This window comes from Hoeflea algicola (assembly GCF_026619415.1).
Taxonomy (GTDB): domain Bacteria; phylum Pseudomonadota; class Alphaproteobacteria; order Rhizobiales; family Rhizobiaceae; genus Hoeflea; species Hoeflea algicola.
Genome location: NZ_JAOVZR010000001.1, coordinates 307,833 through 324,546, shown reverse-complemented (window position 1 = coordinate 324,546; position 16,714 = coordinate 307,833). Strand labels below are relative to the sequence as shown.

The 16,714-nt window shown below is 59.8% G+C and carries 12 protein-coding genes; 4 read left to right on the top strand and 8 right to left on the bottom strand.

The annotated features are described in order from the left end of the window. Positions 1-7: 7 nt before the first annotated feature. Positions 8-2,254 carry a DNA topoisomerase IV subunit A gene (gene parC, locus OEG84_RS01650; protein WP_267652126.1) on the bottom strand — a complete coding sequence of 749 codons (2,247 nt, stop codon included), beginning with the start codon at positions 2,252-2,254 and terminating at the stop codon, positions 8-10. Between the two features lie 208 nt (positions 2,255-2,462). On the opposite strand from parC, the gene OEG84_RS01645 reads away from it, so the two are divergent. Together OEG84_RS01645 and OEG84_RS01640 are read left to right on the top strand one after the other, a co-directional pair. Beyond that, a complete protein-coding gene (locus OEG84_RS01645; RefSeq protein WP_267652125.1) occupies positions 2,463-3,662 on the top strand; it encodes a hypothetical protein in 1,200 nt (399 codons plus the stop codon). Between the two features lie 242 nt (positions 3,663-3,904). After that, positions 3,905-4,063, top strand: a complete 159-nt coding sequence (locus OEG84_RS01640) for a hypothetical protein (RefSeq protein WP_267652124.1) — start codon at positions 3,905-3,907, stop codon at positions 4,061-4,063. Between the two features lie 98 nt (positions 4,064-4,161). Here OEG84_RS01640 and aspS read toward each other — a convergent pair whose 3' ends face one another. After that, positions 4,162-5,949, bottom strand: coding sequence for an aspartate--tRNA ligase (gene aspS, locus OEG84_RS01635; protein ID WP_267652123.1), 1,788 nt, complete (start codon positions 5,947-5,949; stop codon positions 4,162-4,164). 220 nt (positions 5,950-6,169) lie between these two features. Between aspS and OEG84_RS01630 the strand changes: the two genes are divergently transcribed. Both OEG84_RS01630 and rnd read left to right on the top strand, forming a co-directional pair. Beyond that, the gene (locus OEG84_RS01630) at positions 6,170-7,453 is read left to right on the top strand and encodes an MFS transporter (protein WP_267652122.1); all 1,284 of its coding nucleotides are present in this window, start codon (positions 6,170-6,172) and stop codon (positions 7,451-7,453) included. A 15-nt stretch (positions 7,454-7,468) separates the two neighbouring features. Continuing rightward, entirely contained in the window at positions 7,469-8,614 is a 1,146-nt protein-coding gene (gene rnd / locus OEG84_RS01625; RefSeq protein ID WP_267656049.1) for a ribonuclease D, read from the top strand. Between the two features lie 25 nt (positions 8,615-8,639). On the opposite strand, the gene OEG84_RS01620 is transcribed toward rnd, so the two are convergent. From OEG84_RS01620 to OEG84_RS01595, 6 genes are all read right to left on the bottom strand, one after another. Beyond that, positions 8,640-9,935 (bottom strand): SAM-dependent methyltransferase, encoded by a 1,296-nt coding sequence (locus OEG84_RS01620; protein WP_267652121.1) that lies wholly within the window; start codon positions 9,933-9,935, stop codon positions 8,640-8,642. 212 nt (positions 9,936-10,147) lie between these two features. Further along, positions 10,148-11,674, bottom strand: a complete 1,527-nt coding sequence (locus OEG84_RS01615; protein ID WP_267652120.1) for a Ppx/GppA family phosphatase — start codon at positions 11,672-11,674, stop codon at positions 10,148-10,150. Positions 11,675-11,916: 242 nt separating this feature from the next. Further along, positions 11,917-14,139 (bottom strand): RNA degradosome polyphosphate kinase, encoded by a 2,223-nt coding sequence (locus OEG84_RS01610; RefSeq protein ID WP_267652119.1) that lies wholly within the window; start codon positions 14,137-14,139, stop codon positions 11,917-11,919. Between the two features lie 57 nt (positions 14,140-14,196). Beyond that, positions 14,197-14,904 carry a DnaA regulatory inactivator HdaA gene (gene hdaA / locus OEG84_RS01605; RefSeq protein ID WP_267652118.1) on the bottom strand — a complete coding sequence of 236 codons (708 nt, stop codon included), beginning with the start codon at positions 14,902-14,904 and terminating at the stop codon, positions 14,197-14,199. After that, positions 14,901-16,028, bottom strand: a complete 1,128-nt coding sequence (locus OEG84_RS01600; RefSeq protein ID WP_267652117.1) for an AI-2E family transporter — start codon at positions 16,026-16,028, stop codon at positions 14,901-14,903. Before OEG84_RS01600 ends, hdaA begins: the two co-directional genes overlap by 4 nt. A 51-nt stretch (positions 16,029-16,079) precedes the next feature. Next, complete coding sequence (locus OEG84_RS01595; protein WP_267652116.1) at positions 16,080-16,616, bottom strand: CDP-alcohol phosphatidyltransferase family protein; 537 nt, start codon at positions 16,614-16,616, stop codon at positions 16,080-16,082. Positions 16,617-16,714 lie beyond the last annotated feature (98 nt).

The following is a 16,714-nucleotide window of genomic DNA, read 5'->3' as shown; positions in this document are numbered from 1 at the left end:
CAATCGATCAGCTGAACTTGCCGGATCTCGGGAAGCCCTTGGGGACCACCCGGCCGGCGGTCGCGCGGTCTGCAATCCACTCGGTGAGTTCAGCCTGCTGGCGATTATGGGCACGACCGGCGCTGTCTTCCCAGGTCAGTCCGTCAGCCATGGCAAAACAGCGGATATCGGCAACGCCACCGTCCTTGTAGCGCTGCAGCCGCACACCCTTGCCGCGGCTCATTTCCGGCAATTGCGAAATCGGGAAGATCAGCATCTTGCGGTTTTCGCCGATAATGGCAACATGATCACCCGTCACCGGGACACACAACCGGGTTTCAACCGGCAGGCTGACATTCATGATCTGCTTGCCCTTGCGGGTATTGGCGACCATGTCCTTCTCGGCAACAATGAAACCGTTGCCGGCGGTCGAGGCCAACAGCAGCTTGCATGACGGGTCGTGAATGAAAGCGGTCAACACCGCCTGATCATTGTCCATGTCGACCATGATCCTGAGCGGCTCGCCGTGGCCGCGGCCGCCCGGCAACTTGTCGGCGCCCAGCGTATAAGCCTTGCCGCCGGTAGTGACGACAACAATCTTGTCGGTGGTGTGCGCCGGAAAGGCAATTTTCAGGGCGTCTCCGTCCTTGAACTGCAGCGTGCTGTAATCGGCCAGATGGCCCTTCATGCCGCGGATCCAGCCTTTATCCGAAATCACCACAGTGATCGGCTCTTTTTCGATCATCGCCTGCTCGATAGCCGCAAGATCGGCCACCGGCGCCTGGGCAAACTTGGTGCGGCGGGCGCCAAGTTCGGTTTCCTTGGAAAAGGTCTTGCGAACATTTCCGACTTCCCAGGCAACCGTCTGCCATTGCTTCGCGTCGGAGGCGAGCAAGGATTCGATTTCGGCCTTCTCACCCGTCAGGCCATCGAATTCTTTGCGGATTTCCAGCTCTTCAAGCTTGCGCAACGACCGCAGCCGCATGTTGAGGATCGCCTCGGCCTGAACATCGCTGAGTTCAAAGGTCTTCATCAATTCGAGCTTCGGCTCATCCTCCTCGCGGATGATGCGGATCACCTCGTCGAGATTGAGATAGGCAATCAGGAAGCCAGAGAGCAGCTCCAGCCGGCGTTCGATCGCCGCCAGTCGGTGGCGCGAGCGGCGCTGCAGCACTTCGCGGCGATGCGCCAGCCATTCGCTGAGCACTTCCGCCAACCCCATCACCCGGGGCACCTTGCCCATCGACAGCACATTGAGATTGAGCGGAATACGGTTTTCGAGTTCGGTCAGGCGAAACAGCGATTCCATCAGCAGGGTGGGATCAACCGCACGGCTCTTGGGGATCAACACCAGGCGGACATCTTCGGCGGATTCGTCACGCACATCGTCGAGCAGTGGCAGCCGACGGGCGATCAGCAGTTCGGCGATCTTTTCGATCAGCCGTGACTTCTGCACCTGGTAGGGCATCTCGGTGACGATGATCTGATAGCCGCCGCGGCCGGTGTCCTCGTTCTCCCATTTGGCGCGCACGCGAAATCCGCCGCGACCGGTCTTGTAGGCCTCGAGAATCGATTCACGACTGTCGATGACAATCCCGCCGGTTGGGAAATCCGGACCTTCGATATATTGAAGAAGATCCTCGACCGTGGCGTCGGGTTTGCGGATCAGCGCCAGCGCAGCGTCGCAGAGTTCGGCTGCGTTATGCGGCGGGATCGAGGTTGCCATGCCAACGGCAATGCCGGTGGCGCCGTTGGCGAGAAGATTCGGGAACGCACCGGGCAAGACCACCGGTTCGCTGTTTTCCTCGTCATAGGTGGTGCGGAAATCGACCGCATCCTCGCCGATGCCCTCGATCAGCAATTCGGCCACCGCTGTCATCTTCGATTCGGTGTAGCGCATGGCGGCGGCGTTATCGCCGTCGATATTGCCGAAATTGCCCTGCCCGTTGACCAACGGGTAACGTACGGCGAACCCCTGCGCCAATCGCACCAGCGCGTCATAGATCGACTGGTCGCCGTGGGGATGGAAATTACCCATCACCTCACCAACCACCTTGGCGCATTTCTTGAACGATCCGGCTGATTTGAGCCCCATCTCGCTCATCGCATAAACAATGCGGCGATGGACCGGCTTCATGCCGTCGCGCACATCGGGCAACGCCCGGTGCATGATCGTCGACAATGCATAAGCCAGATAGCGCTCTTCCAGCGCTTTCTTCAGATCAACAGGTTGAATATCATCGCCACCACCGGGCGGAAGCAGGCTTTTTCCCATAGCGCCGGGTTACCGGAAGGGGTGATTCGGGGCAAGAGGCAGATCGGACCGTGCCTGTATAGATCCGCGGCGGTTTCGCGGGCCGCCATTTTTCTGCCGCTTAGACCCTGCTCAACTGTGGACGGAGAAGCACAGCCAACGCTAATATAACAATTGACCGATTTCACAATCAGGGCGCCGCCCGCAGGGATACCGGAAGGAATTATCGATGAGGATCTACTCACATATGGCGCGCACCGCCGCCGCAACGGCGATGGTCGTCTCGCTGGGCACGTTTTCCTCCGTTGCATTTGCGCTCGACACTGACGATTTCGCCACCAAGGTTGCCGCCATCGGCAGCCAGGGCGGCACCAAAATGACCTTTGGTGCCATCGAAACGAATGGCGACACCATCGTGCTCAAATCCGTGCGTTTAGCACCGGGCGGCGAACCGCCGGTCGAGCTCGGCGATGTCAGCTTTGAAGGCGTCGAAGAAGAGGATGACGGCGCCTATTCGGTCGAACTGGTAAAGTTTCCCGATGTCGATGTCACCAACGAAGGCGACCATCTGTCGATTGTCGATATCGAAATCGGCGGGCTGTATGTTCCCGAAACCATGACTTACGACACGCTCGACAACATCCTGTTCTACGAAAGCATGTCGACAGGTCCGCTCAAGATTACCCACAAGGGTGAAGAGGTGTTCTCGATGTCAGGCATCGAACTTGAGGTGAACCGGGCAGACGATGATTCAACAGTCGGCTTGACACTGAACGGCACCGGACTTCGTGCCGACATCAAGCATATCGACGATCCCAAGCCCAGGCAGATGCTGAATGACCTCGGCTACGAGACCCTGACCGGCGATCTTGCACTCGACGTCAACTGGGATGTGGAAAGCGGTACGGTGAAACTGAACGAATACGGGCTCACACTCAATGATGTCGGGAAGCTCGCCGTGCAGCTGGAAATTTCCGGCTACACCATGGAATTCATACAGGCTATGCAGCAGGCTCAGGCTGCCGCCGCCGCCAATCCTGATCCAGAAGCAGCACAACAGGCAATGGGTTTTGCTATGTTGGGGATGCTGCAGCAATTGACCTTCAAATCGGCTTCAATCCGCTTTGACGATGCGTCGGTGACCGAAAAGGCGCTGGCTTATGCGGGCAAGCAACAGGGCATCTCTGGCGAGCAGATGCGTCAGGCGGTCAAGGGAATGATGCCGCTGATGCTCGGTCAATTGGGAATCCCTTCCCTGCAGCAGCAGATTTCCGCTGCCGCCAACATCTATCTCGACAATCCCGGCAACCTCACGGTTTCGGCCAAACCGGCAGCGCCTGTGGCGGTTCCGGCGATCATGGGCGCCGGCATGGGCGATCCGCGTGCGCTGGTCGACCTGCTCAATGTACAAGTGACGGCGAACGACTGACTGCTGCTATAATGCAGCCAACTTCAGAAGGCCCGGCTTGCGAGAGAGCCGGGCCTTTTGCCTGACCGACCAGCCTTGCGACGTCTGCGAAGATAATGCGCGGTGCGAAAGATCAGCGCGCGCACCGGATTGTGTTGCCCTTGGCGTGCGCCCGGCGCAAGATGGGCGTTACCACTCCAGGGTTCGACGGGCACCGATTCCCGCCCGGGACCTTGTTCTCCTGCCCGCACTGGACCCATCGCATGATCCGCTTCAAGGCCAAGACCGACGAAAAGCCGACGCCACCTGCCAAATCCGCGGCGAAAGCCAAACCTGTGGAGAAAGCCAAGGCCAAGGCCAAAACCACAGAGGACAAGGATCTTCTCGACCTGACTCCGGATCAACCGGCGTCGGAAGACTGATAGGCTTCGTTTTCTGAATGCGCATAGAAAAGCCCGGGCAAACAATAGTTTACCCGGGCTTTTTCGTCTCTTGATTCCGGCTATGGCCGACCTGTGGCCTACTCGGCCTTGGGCGGGATGGCGCGGATCGAGAGGTCGCGCAACTGGGCCGGAGAGGCCTGGCTCGGCGCGCCCATCAACAAATCGGCTGCCTGCTGGTTCATCGGGAACAGCGTGACTTCGCGCAGGTTCTTGGCGCCCACCAGCAGCATCACGATCCGGTCAACGCCGGCAGCCATGCCGCCATGCGGCGGCACGCCATACTGAAATGCCCGGTAGAGCCCGCCAAAGCGTTCCTCGACATCGGCTTGGCTGAGGCCAACCATTTCGAAGGCCTTGACCATCAGTTCCGGCGACTGGTTGCGGATCGAGCCCGAGGCAATTTCGAAGCCGTTGCACACCAGATCGTACTGATAGGCCTTGATCGTCAGCGGATCCTGGTTCTCTAGCGCTTCCATGCCACCCTGCGGCATCGAGAACGGGTTGTGAGCGAATTCGACCTTCTTGGCTTCCTCGTCCCATTCATAGAACGGGAAATCAACGATCCAGCACAGGTCGAAACGGGCGTGATCGACCAGTTCCAGTTCTTCGCCAACCCGGGTGCGGGCATCGCCTGCGAAGCGGTAGAATTTCGTGGGATCGCCCGCGACAAAGAAGCAGGCATCGCCGTCTTCCAGGCCCATCTGGGTGCGGATTGCCTCGGTGCGTTCCGGACCGATGTTCTTGGCGAGCGGGCCGGCGCCGGCCAGCGCTTCGGCTTCGGTGCGCCAGAAGATGTAGCCCAGGCCCGGCTGACCCTGGCCCTGCGCCCAGGAATTCATCCGGTCACAGAATGCGCGGGAACCACCGGTCTTGGCCGGGATGGCCCAGATTTCGACCTTTGGGTCGTTGGCAATCATGCCGGCAAACACCTTGAATCCGGAACCGGCGAAATGCTCGGTGACGGCCTGCATTTCGATCGGGTTTCTCAGATCCGGCTTGTCGGAACCATATTTGCGCAGTGCTTCGGCGTGAGCAATCCGCGGGAATGTCTGGCTGACCGGCTTGCCCTCGGCAAAGGTCTCGAAAATGTCGCGCAGCACCGGCTCCATGGTCGAAAGCACTTCATCCTGCTCAACAAAGCTCATTTCCAGGTCAAGCTGGTAGAACTCGCCCGGTAGCCGGTCGGCGCGCGGGTCTTCGTCGCGGAAACATGGCGCGATCTGGAAATAGCGGTCAAAGCCGGAGGCCATGATCAGCTGCTTGTATTGCTGCGGCGCCTGCGGCAGGGCGTAGAACTTGCCCGGATGAATGCGCGAAGGCACCAGGAAGTCGCGTGCGCCTTCAGGCGACGAGGCGGTCAGGATCGGAGTCGAGAATTCGGTGAACCCCACCCCTTCCATGCGGCGGCGCATGTCCGATATGATCTTGGTGCGGCTGACGATGTTCTTGTGCAGGGTTTCGCGGCGCAGGTCGAGAAAACGGTATTTGAGCCGCACATCCTCGGGATAATCAGGCTCGCCGAACACCGGCAACGGCAGTTCCTTGGCCGCCGACAACACTTCGATCTCCTGGGCGAAAACCTCGACTTCACCGGTATCGAGATTGGAATTGATGGTGTCGGATGTACGTTCCTTGACGACACCATCGACACGGATCACCCATTCGCTGCGAACCGTTTCGGCGGTCTTGAACGCGGGCGAATCCGGATCAGCGACCACTTGGGTGATTCCGTAATGATCGCGCAGGTCGATAAACAGCAAGCCACCGTGGTCGCGCACACGGTGTACCCAGCCCGAAAGGCGGACATTGGCACCGGTATCGTCCTTGCGGAGTGCTGCGCAGGTGTGGGAACGGTAGCGGTGCATGGCATATCCTCGATGGCTGGGTCCGGCGGATCAGCGGAAGCGATGGCTCGGGTCCGGTGCGGTTCGCGCACGGTCAAAATCGCGCGGAAAAGCGCATGACCGACCGATTTTGTCAAGGCTGAAGGCGGCAAAGGGGTTGTGCAAAGCCCGGTTTAACGGGCGACGCTCAACCAATTTCACTATAGGGGTTGAACCATTCGTTTTTCCAGCCCGGCCATCCATGCACTCGCTCCGCCCCTTGATACCGCTTTTGACCACCGCCGGCGTGCTGCTGGCAGGTAATGGCCTGCAAGGCACGCTGATTTCCTTGCGCGGTTTGGAGGAAGGGTTTTCACCGACGGTGATCGGTCTGGCCGGAGCCGGTTACTATCTCGGCTTCATCATCGGCTGCTGGATGACGCCGTGGCTCTTGAGGTCCGCGGGCCACATCCGCGCCTTTGCGGCGCTGGCGGCAATTGCGGCCTGCGCCTCGCTGGCAATGGTGTTGATTATCGACCCCTATGTCTGGTTCGTGCTGCGGCTGATCACCGGCATCTGCTTTTCGTCGCTGTTTGCCAATGTCGAAAGCTGGATCAACTCGCAGGTCACCAACACCAACCGCGCCCGCACATTGTCGATCTACCGCTTTGTCGATCTCGGTGCTGTGACGCTGTCGCAATACATGCTGCCGGTTTTCGGCATTGGTGGGTTCGAGATCTTCGCAGTGATGACCATGCTGATGATCCTGTCGATCGTCCCGGTCTCGCTGGCTGACCGCTCCAATCCGGCGCCGCCTGCGCCCTTTTCCTTCAGTCCGAAACGGATCTGGGCGATCTCGCCGCTGGCCTCTGCCGGAGCCATCACGGTTGGCCTGACCAACGCCTCGTTCCGCTCGGTCGGGCCGCTCTATGCCGAAGGTCTTGGGCTTGATGTCGGCGACATCGCCTCGTTCATGAGTGCCGGCATTGTCGGCGGGATCGTGCTTCAATACCCGCTTGGCTACCTCTCCGACATCATCAGCCGCCGCTCGGTGTTGATGATGGCCACCACCGGATCGGTGCTGGCGGGATTGTTCATGGTCTGGTTTGCCGGCGACAACGTGACGTTGACGCTTGTCGGCATCTTTCTGTGGGGCGCGTTCACAATGCCGCTGTTTTCGCTGTCCTGCGCCCACGCCAATGATCGCGCCGAAGCAGGCGAGTATGTGCAGATCGCCTCCGGCCTATTGTTCTTCTGGGCCATCGGCGCATCGGTCGGGCCGCTGCTGGCGGCGGTCATGGTGGACTGGTTCGGACCGGTGGCGTTTTTCAGCTTCGTTGGCGCGATGCATGGCGCCTTCCTCATCTACACCATCGTGCGGATACTCCGCGGCGCGCCTGATGAACCGAGCCGCAGCCGCTTCGCTGCGCTGCTGCGCACCTCGCCGGTGTTCGCCCGCATGGCGGAACAATCCGCCAACAGCGATTTCAAACCTGACAGCCCCGATCAACCGTCAGGGCAAGACAAACCCGAAAAATCCGGATAAACGCCACATATGGACATGATTACTACGACCGAGGCGCTTGCCGCCTTTTGCGCCCGGCTCGCCAGCCACGACTTTGTCACCGTCGACACGGAATTCCTGCGCGAGACCACCTATTGGCCCGAACTGTGCCTGATCCAGATGGCTGGTCCCGAAGACGAAGGGATCGTCGACCCTATGGCTAAGGGTATTGATCTCAAACCATTTTTTGAACTGATGGCGGATGCCTCGGTGGTCAAGGTATTCCACGCCGCCCGGCAGGACATCGAGATCGTGGTCAAGCTCGGCGATCTCGTACCGCATCCGATTTTCGACACCCAGGTGGCCGCCATGGTCTGCGGATTTGGCGAATCAATCTCCTATGACCAGTTGGTGTCGCGAATCAGCGGCGCGCATATAGACAAGTCGTCACGCTTTACCGACTGGAGCCGCCGGCCGCTTTCCGACAAGCAACTCGACTACGCGCTGGCCGATGTCACCCATTTGCGCGACGTCTATAACGAGCTGGTGCGGCGGCTCGCGGCGGAAGGCCGTGGCCATTGGGTGGCCGACGAGATGGCGGTGCTGGAATCGCGCGCGACCTATGAGCTGGACCCGGCTGATGCCTGGAAGCGACTGAAAATGCGGGTCAAGAAGCCGGTGGAACTGTGCGTGCTGCAGCATCTGGCGGCCTGGCGCGAGCGCGAGGCAAAAGCCCGCAATGTGCCGCGCGGTCGGGTATTGAAGGATGATGCTCTCTACGAGATCGCCCAGCAGCAGCCGCTGGACGCCGAGGCGTTGTCGCGGCTGAGAACCATCCCGCGTGGCTGGGAGCGCTCGGCGCAGGGCGGCAAGCTGCTCGAAATTGTCAATGAAGCGCTGCAAACGCCCAAGGAAGACATGCCACGCCTGCCCCGCCAGAAGCAGGCGCCGGAAGGCGCGCAGGCTGCGGTCGAACTGTTGCGGGTGCTGCTCAAACTGACGGTCGAGAAGGAAAATGTGGCCGCCAAGATCATCGCCACCGCCGATGATCTCGAGGCAATCGCAACATCAGGCGACGACGCCGATGTCGCGGCGCTGAAAGGCTGGCGGCGCGAATTGTTCGGCGAACAGGCGCTCAAGCTGATCCGCGGCGAGCTGGCGCTGCGGTTTTCCGGCAAGAAAGTCGACGCGCTGGAATTGTGAGCGACGGCAAAGCCGGATCTCGGCTTCAGCTGTAAAGATCGGCACGCGTCGGCGGCAAGCCCGCCGGCCCGCGCTTGGTCGGGGTCGCCACTGTCTGATAGAGCCGCACGGTGTTGCGTTCGAAGGCAATCGAACAACCGCCGAGATAGACCAGCCACAGCCTCGTCTTGACCTCGCCGACTTCGGCGACTGCAGCATCATAATTGGCCAGCAGCCGGTCGTGCCAGAGCCTGCAGGTGCGCTGATAATGCTCGCGCCAGTTTTCCACGTCATGCACCTCGAAGCCGTGCTGCTCCAGCATGGTGATGGTGTTGCCAATGTGGTCGAGCTCGCCGCCAGGAAAGATGTATTTGGTCAGTAGCGCGAACTCCTTGTTCTTCCGGCGGAACGTCTTGGCGTCCTTCTTGGCCGGCCGAGTGATCGCGTGGTGGAGATAGATCCCGCCCGGTTTGAGCACCCGGGCCACGGTGTTGTAATAGGTCGGATAATTGTCGATGCCGATGGCTTCGTGCATGCCGATCGATGAGATCTTGTCGAACTGGCCCGTGACATCAGCATAATCGGTGAGCAGAAAGGTCACACTGTCTTCCAGAGCGAGCTGTTTGGCCTTGGCCTGGGCAAATTCGAGCTGACGCTGCGACAGTGTCACGCCGGTGACGTGAACACCGTAATTGGCCGCGGCATAAAGTGCCAATGAGCCCCAGCCGAAGCCGATGTCGAGCATCTTGTCACCCGGCTTGAGCCGCAGCTTGCGACAGATCATCTCGAGTTTGTCGCGCTGAAGCTGGTCTATGCCGTTATCCCACTTGGTGCAGTAGCCGCAGGTGTAGACCATCTGCTCATCGAGGAAGAGCTCGTAAAATGCGTTGGAGACGTCGTAGTGATACTGAATGTTTTTCTGGTTTTCCTCGCGGTTGCCATCTGAGGGTTTTTCATCCGGTTGATCGGCCAGCGGCCAAGGCCCGCCCTTGCCTACGAACAGGAATTTGCGCGCCGTATTGAGCGCCAGGTATTTGCTCAGTTGCTTGCGGATCAGCCGGGTACGTACCTTCGGACGGCGCGCTACCAGATCGAACATGTCACCATTGACCAGATCAATGCGTTTGGACACCCAGAGATTAAGCAGGGTTTCGGGATTGGGCGAACGCAGCAAGGACGCAAATACGCCTTCATCGGCAAACGCGATTGTGAAAGCATCCGGGGCGAGATCGGCGGGAACCGTCGTGCCATCCCAGAGCCGGAAGCCAATGTCGAGTTCCAGAATCTTGCGGGCATGATCCAGCAGTTTGCGGACACTCTTGAGCCGGCTTTGTGCACTCATCGATACTACTCCAAATAACCAAGAATTCAGCAGGACTGCAGCTTCCAGCCGCACTGCACTCTCCACGCTGCCGCTCTTTTCGGGCGAACTATTGCATCTCTGCCAGTGTGAAGCCATGACCGGTCGCGGCCTATATCAAGACAGACCAGAGCAATCCGGATTACCCGTCTTGCCCGGCATCACACCCAATTGCCGCTAGAAAGCGGGTTTCGTCACACCAGGCGGAAACCGAGCTTCTTGCCAGTCAACTTGGCCAGTTGCTGCAGACGCCCTTCGAGCCGTTCACCGATCATTGCCTCGAACGCACGTGGCACCAGAAGCACGATATCGACATCGCCATCGTCTGGTGCTGCGGCCTCGAATTTGAGATGTGGCACTACCCCTGGCATCGAGGCCGAGAACAGGTAGACCACGCGCAGCATGCCGCCGAGCAGCTTGGCGTATTTTAGGTATTTAGGCCCGGCGATTGCCGCCAGCCGCGAGGAAACTCCGTCGTCGTTGAGACCTTCGAAACGGAAGTAATTGGCGAGCGCGATATAAACGCGGCCGCCGTGGGAAATGCCGGTGAATGTGCCATGGGCAATAATGTTGAGCGCCTGCAGACCGCGATAGTCGGGGTGTGCGCGCCAGGAGATGTCGGCCAGCAGGCACGCCGCCTGTCGATACCGGGATTCCTCGTCGCTCTCCTCAACGCCGAAGACCGGAAACATGCGCCCGGTCCAGGCCGCCAGTTCACGAGCATGTTCGGGAGAACGGGCGCGCAGAATTGCCAGTTCGCCAGCTGCCGTCAGCAACGGGTCACGCGCGGCTTCTGCACTGGAAAGCAATGAATGCAGATAGCCCTCGCGCACGCCAAGCGCGGAAAAGCTCACTCGCGACGCCTTCATGATCGTCAGCGTTTCCTGCAACACCACCGCGCCATAGGGCAGCAGCGCCCGTCGATTCTTGGAAATCCCCTTGAACTCGTCGAACCGCGAAGGTTTCATCGAGGCAACCTCGCCCAGAAACTCGATTGCTGACGCAGCATCGATTTCATAGGCCTGCATCATGTGCAGCGGATACTTGCCTATCTCCATGTGCAGTTTGGCAATGTTACGCCAGGTGCCGCCGACCGCATAAAAGGTACGTCCGGCGCCGCCCTTGAGCACGCTCGACTTCTTCAGATAGGGGCGGACAATCGACCGTGCCTTGGAGACCGAGTTACCGGACAGCTCGGAAAGCCGCAAACCGCCCAGCGGCAGCGTCTGCCCACCGGAATGGCGGCCGTCATCGACATCCACCAATTCCAGTGATCCGCCACCGAGGTCTCCGGCGACGCCATCTGGATCGTAATATCCGGAAATGATTCCGAGCGCGGAAAAGCCGGCTTCCTCGACCCCGGTCAAGACCCTGATGCGGCAACCGAGAATGGCCTCAGCCTGTTCGATAAAGCTGGCGCCGTTTTCCGCTTCACGGGCCGCCGCGGTCGCCAGAACGTGCATTTCCGAGGCACGGGCCTGTTCGGAAAGCGCGCGAAACCGTTTCAGCGATGCCAACGCGCGGGAAATCGCGGTTTCATCCATGCGACCACTGGCGGCAAGTCCCTTGCCCAGTCCGCACAGCACCTTTTCATTGAAAAGCACCGAAGGCGCGCGACTCAGCCCCTCATAGATCACCAGGCGCACAGAGTTTGAGCCGATATCGATCACCGATACCGGATGAATACCGGGCAACCGGCCCTGCGCTTCTGATTCAACCATATAAGTGGCGTTTCACAGTTGGAGTGAGCCCGCTCCGCAGGCGCGAAACGGATCAGAGTGCGGCGTATCTGGAAGCCTCATACTAGAGAATGGATCAGGCCGAAACCCGCTTTTGTCGATCAATTGAGAGGCAACCGAAATGACCCAACGTCAAAAAACACCGACCGCCGCCCCCCGAAAGGCGACGTGGCGACCCGTGGCTAGCGCCGGCAGCATCTCCCCCACCCCCTTGCAAACCCCGCCTAGGCGGGCGCGCATTTGGGGCGGGCTGTCCGCGCCAGCCGATCGGCAATCAGCTTGGGGGCGTTGGACTTCAAGGCTTCGCCGCGGCCCGACAAGCTCGGATTGGTCATGAAATAAAGCTGTGAGTTAAACGGTTCCTCATCGACGCCCGGCTCGATCCGGCGCGAGGTTCCATCCGGCAAGATTTCGTAGCTCTGCTGATTATCGATCATGTTGCCGAGCATGATCTGCGACAGTACCTGTTCATGCACGGTCTTGTTGGTCAGCGGCACCAGCGTCTCGACCCGACGGTCAAGATTGCGCGGCATGATGTCTGCTGACCCGATATAGACCAGCGCCTCGGCCGACGGCAGCCCGTTTCCATTGCCGAAGCAATAGATCCGGCTGTGTTCAAGAAACCTGCCGACGATCGATTTGACATGAATATGATCGGAAAGCCCCGGAACCTGAGGCCGCAGGCAACAGATGCCGCGCACCACCAGGTCGACTTCCACTCCGGCCTGGCTGGCACGATAAAGCGCATCGATCACGTCGGGATCGACCAGAGAATTCATTTTCATCCAGACTGCCGCCGGTCGTCCGGCCCTGGCATGCAGGATCTCCGCCTCGATATTGTCGACGATGCGGGTGCGTAGGTTCAGCGGCGAGACGGCAAGCTTGCTGAGGTGTTCGGGTTCGCCGTAGCCGGTAATGAAATTGAACACATGGGCGATGTCGCGGGCAATCTCCGGATCGCATGTAAAATAGGACAGGTCGGTGTAAATCTTGGCCGTGACCGGGTGGTAGTTACCAGTACCGAGATGGCAGTAGGAGACCAGCCGCCCCTCCTCCCGCCTGACGATCAGCGACATCTTGGCGTGGGTCTTGAGTTCGATAAATCCGAATACCACCTGCACGCCTGCGCGTTCGAGATCGCGCGCCCAGCGGATGTTGGCTTCCTCATCAAACCGGGCCTTCAATTCCACCAGCGCTGTGACCGACTTGCCGGCATCGGCCGCATCGATCAGGGCGCGGACAATCGGGCTGTCGTTGGAGGTGCGGTAGAGCGTCTGCTTGATGGCCAGTACATCGGGATCGCGCGCTGCCTGGAACAGGAACTGGACGACCGCGTCGAACGATTCATATGGGTGATGAACGATCAGATCCTTTTCGTGGATCGCCGCAAAGGTGTCGCCCGCATGTTCGCGGATGCGTTCAGGAAATCGCGCATTGTAAGGCTCGAACTTCAGATCATCGCGTGGCGCCTTGGTGATTTCCGAGAGCGTGTTGAGCGCCAGCAGACCCGGCAACACCGCGATCCGGTCCTCGGGCACATTGGTCTCGTGGGCCACGAAATCGCGCAGGCTTTGCGGCAATTCGGAATCGAATTCGATGCGGATCACCGAACCACGGCGGCGACGCTTGAGCGCGCTTTCGAACAACCGCACCAGATCCTCGGCCTCTTCCTCGACCTCGATATCGGAATCGCGGATGATCCGGAATGTGCCCGATCCGCGAACCTCGTAGCCCGGATAAAGCGAGGATATGAACAGGCTGACCACGTCTTCGAGCGTAATGTAGCGAATCGCGCCATCGAGATCAGGCAAACGCAGGAACCGGTCCAGCGCCACCGGCAGGCGGATCAGCGCCGTCATTGGCTCGTTGGCTGCTTTCGAGGCCAGTTGCAGACAGATCGAAAAGCCGAGATTTGGAATGAACGGGAACGGATGCGCCGGATCGATCGACAGCGGCGTGAGCACAGGAAAGATCGATTGCAGGAACTCGTTCTCCAGCCAGTCCATATCGCCTTGCGACAGGCCTGATGGCCGTATGAAAAGGATTTTCTCGGCAGCCAGATGCTGTTGCAGGATGGCCAGCGAGGCCTGCTGCTCAAGCTGTAACCCGTCGATTTCCTCGAGGATCCGCTCAAGCTGTTCGTTTGGCGACAGGCCGTCGGGCGAGCGATTGGAGATGCCTTGGCGAACCTGGCCTTCCAGCCCGGCCACACGGACCATGAAGAACTCGTCGAGATTGGCCGCCGATATCGACAGGAAGCGAACCCGTTCAAGCAGCGGATGGCTTACGTTGAGAGTTTCTTCAAGCACACGGCGATTGAATTGCAGCCAGGAAAACTCGCGGTTGACGAAGCGTTCTGGGCTGGTGAGCAAATCGGTTCCCGGCGGCAGGTCGGCAACAGGATCAACCCGCAATTCGCTCGTGCCAGTGCTTTCGACATTATCCATTCCGTGCTCCACAACCTTCAATCCGAAGGCCCCCTGTATAGCACAACAAAGAAGGATCTATGACAGTTCAGTGTCGACCGCGCCTGCATCCATTTCGGCAAGCACTTCGGCAGCCAGCACGCGAGTGATCCTGCTACCACGCGCCAGCGCCAACTGATCGAGGCGGGTGACAATCCGCTGCGCGGCGGCCAACGAACGCTCCATGCGGGCAACCAGCCAGAAGATCAGCTTGTCATCAACCTTGACCTGACGGTCGGCGAACAACTTGACCAGCACCTGGGCCAGCAGTTCCTCGTCGGGTTCGCCGATCTCCACCACCGTTGCCGCCTTCAGCCGCGAGGCGAGATCCGGCAAGGAGACGTTCCAACCGGCCGGCCACAGCCGCGTGGTTATCAGCGCGGCGGTGCCATGCTCGCGCACCGCGTTGATCAAGTGAAACAGCGTGGTCTCATCAAACCCGTTACGGTCGATGTCCTCGATCAACACCGGGCCGTTGGACGCAATTTCGATCACCCCGGCATCGGCGCTGCGAACATCGACGGTGCGCGCGCCGACCCGTTCGGCCCAGATTCCCGCCAGATGCGATTTTCCCGATCCGGTGGGACCAGCGACAATAACGACCGGGGACGGCCAGTCGGGCCAACGGTCAACGATCGCCACGGCGGCGCTCAACCGGTCGGACACGATCAAATCATCGCGGCTGGAAGCCGGGTCATGGTCAAACTGGAGCGGCAATTGCCGTGTGGGTGGCGGCTTGGCCATCATTCGGATGCTTCAATGTCAGTCGCGTCGGGTTGCCCGCGTAACGGTCGCTGGCGTCCGTGATAGAGATCGCTATCAAGATAGCGCGAGATGCCGAAACGTACCAGCACGCCGACCGACGCCGCCGCCGGCACAGCGATCATCATGCCGACGAAGCCGAACAGCGCGCCAAAGGCAAACAGCGCAAACATCAGCCAGACGGGGTGCAGGCCGACAGACGAGCCGACCAGACGCGGCTGCAAAATGTTGCCCTCGAAAAACTGTCCGACGGCGAAAACCGCAATCACTGCGCCGATCATGAAGAAATCCGGCCAGAACTGAACGATCGCCACCACCAGCGCCAGAACCAGTCCGACCATCGAGCCGACATAGGGGATGAAACTAATCACGCCGGCGAACAGGCCGATCAGCAGGCCGAAATTGAGCCCGACAAGAGAAAGGCCAACGGCATAGATCACGCCCAGGATCAGGCAGACACTGCCCTGCCCGCGCACGAAACCGGCAATCGCTCGGTCTATCTGCCGCGCCAGATCGCGCACCGTGTCAACCTGATCACGCGGTATCCAGCTGTCGACCTTTTCGACCATCCGGTCCCAGTCGAGCAGCAGATAGAACGCCACCACGGGCGTGACCACGAACAGGGCGGCGATATCGAGCAGCGCCATGCCGGAATTCCATATCTGCTGGAAAATGGTGCCGACAAACCCGGCCCCCTCTTTCAGCAGTGCTGCAAAACTGTCCTTGATCTGCGCCAGCTGGCCGCTCATCCAGTCCGGGATCAGTATCGAATCCGATGACAGCAGCACCTGCAACTCGGTGATATAGCCGGGAATGCGTCCACCCAGATCGGCGGCCTGGGTCACAAGAATCGGAATCAGCACGACCAACGCAATCGCAAACAGCGTCACGAAACAGATCAGAATCATCAGCGTCGCCATCAATCGCGACAGGCCGCGGCGCTCGAACCAGTCGGCCACGGGATCGAGAAAATACGCCAGCGCCATGCCGGCGATGAAAGGCAGCAGGATCGACCTGAACACCATCAGGAAGCCGATGAACACCACCAGCGCCAGCAGCCAGAAGAAGATTTGCAGCCGAAGCGCCGCCCGATCGATTTGGGTAGTCATGCTCACCTCGCTTGCCGGCCAATTGGGGCCGGGCGCTGCAACTTAACCGGCTTACTGCTCAGCAGACATATGCTTGAGCCAGGTGACGAGATAGGCGCTCGCCGAAGCGATGGTCAAGCCCGCGACGGCATAGATCGCCCAGGGAAGAACCGCGTCCAGCTTGGCTAGACCGGCCAGATCGCCCAACACAAGGCCAACCAGAATGATCTGGGCGGTGGTGTTGGCCTTGGAGATCAGCAGCGGTCGCATCGCCACCGGATTCTCCATCAAACTCGACAGGACTACGGCGGCAATGATCAGTCCGTCGCGGGACACGGCCAGTATGACCAGCCAGGCGGGCAGCACCTCGAGCCAGCCCAGCACGACAAACACGCTCACCAGCAGGAATTTGTCGGCCACCGGGTCAAGCCAGCTTCCCAGTTCCGATTTCTGGTTGAACTGCCGGGCGATGAAGCCATCCACCGCATCCGACACGCCGGCCAGCAAAAAAAGTACGAACGCCGTCACCATCTGGCCATTGATCATGGCGAGAATGATCACCGGGACCATGATGAAGCGGGCGATGGTGATGAAATTGGGCAGCGTCATGTTTGCAATATTTTCCTGACTGGGCCCGATATGGCGATCCCGGCACCGCAATCCAAGGGATGACGCGCCGCTCGCTGGCAGTTGTCCCCGATTTTCAT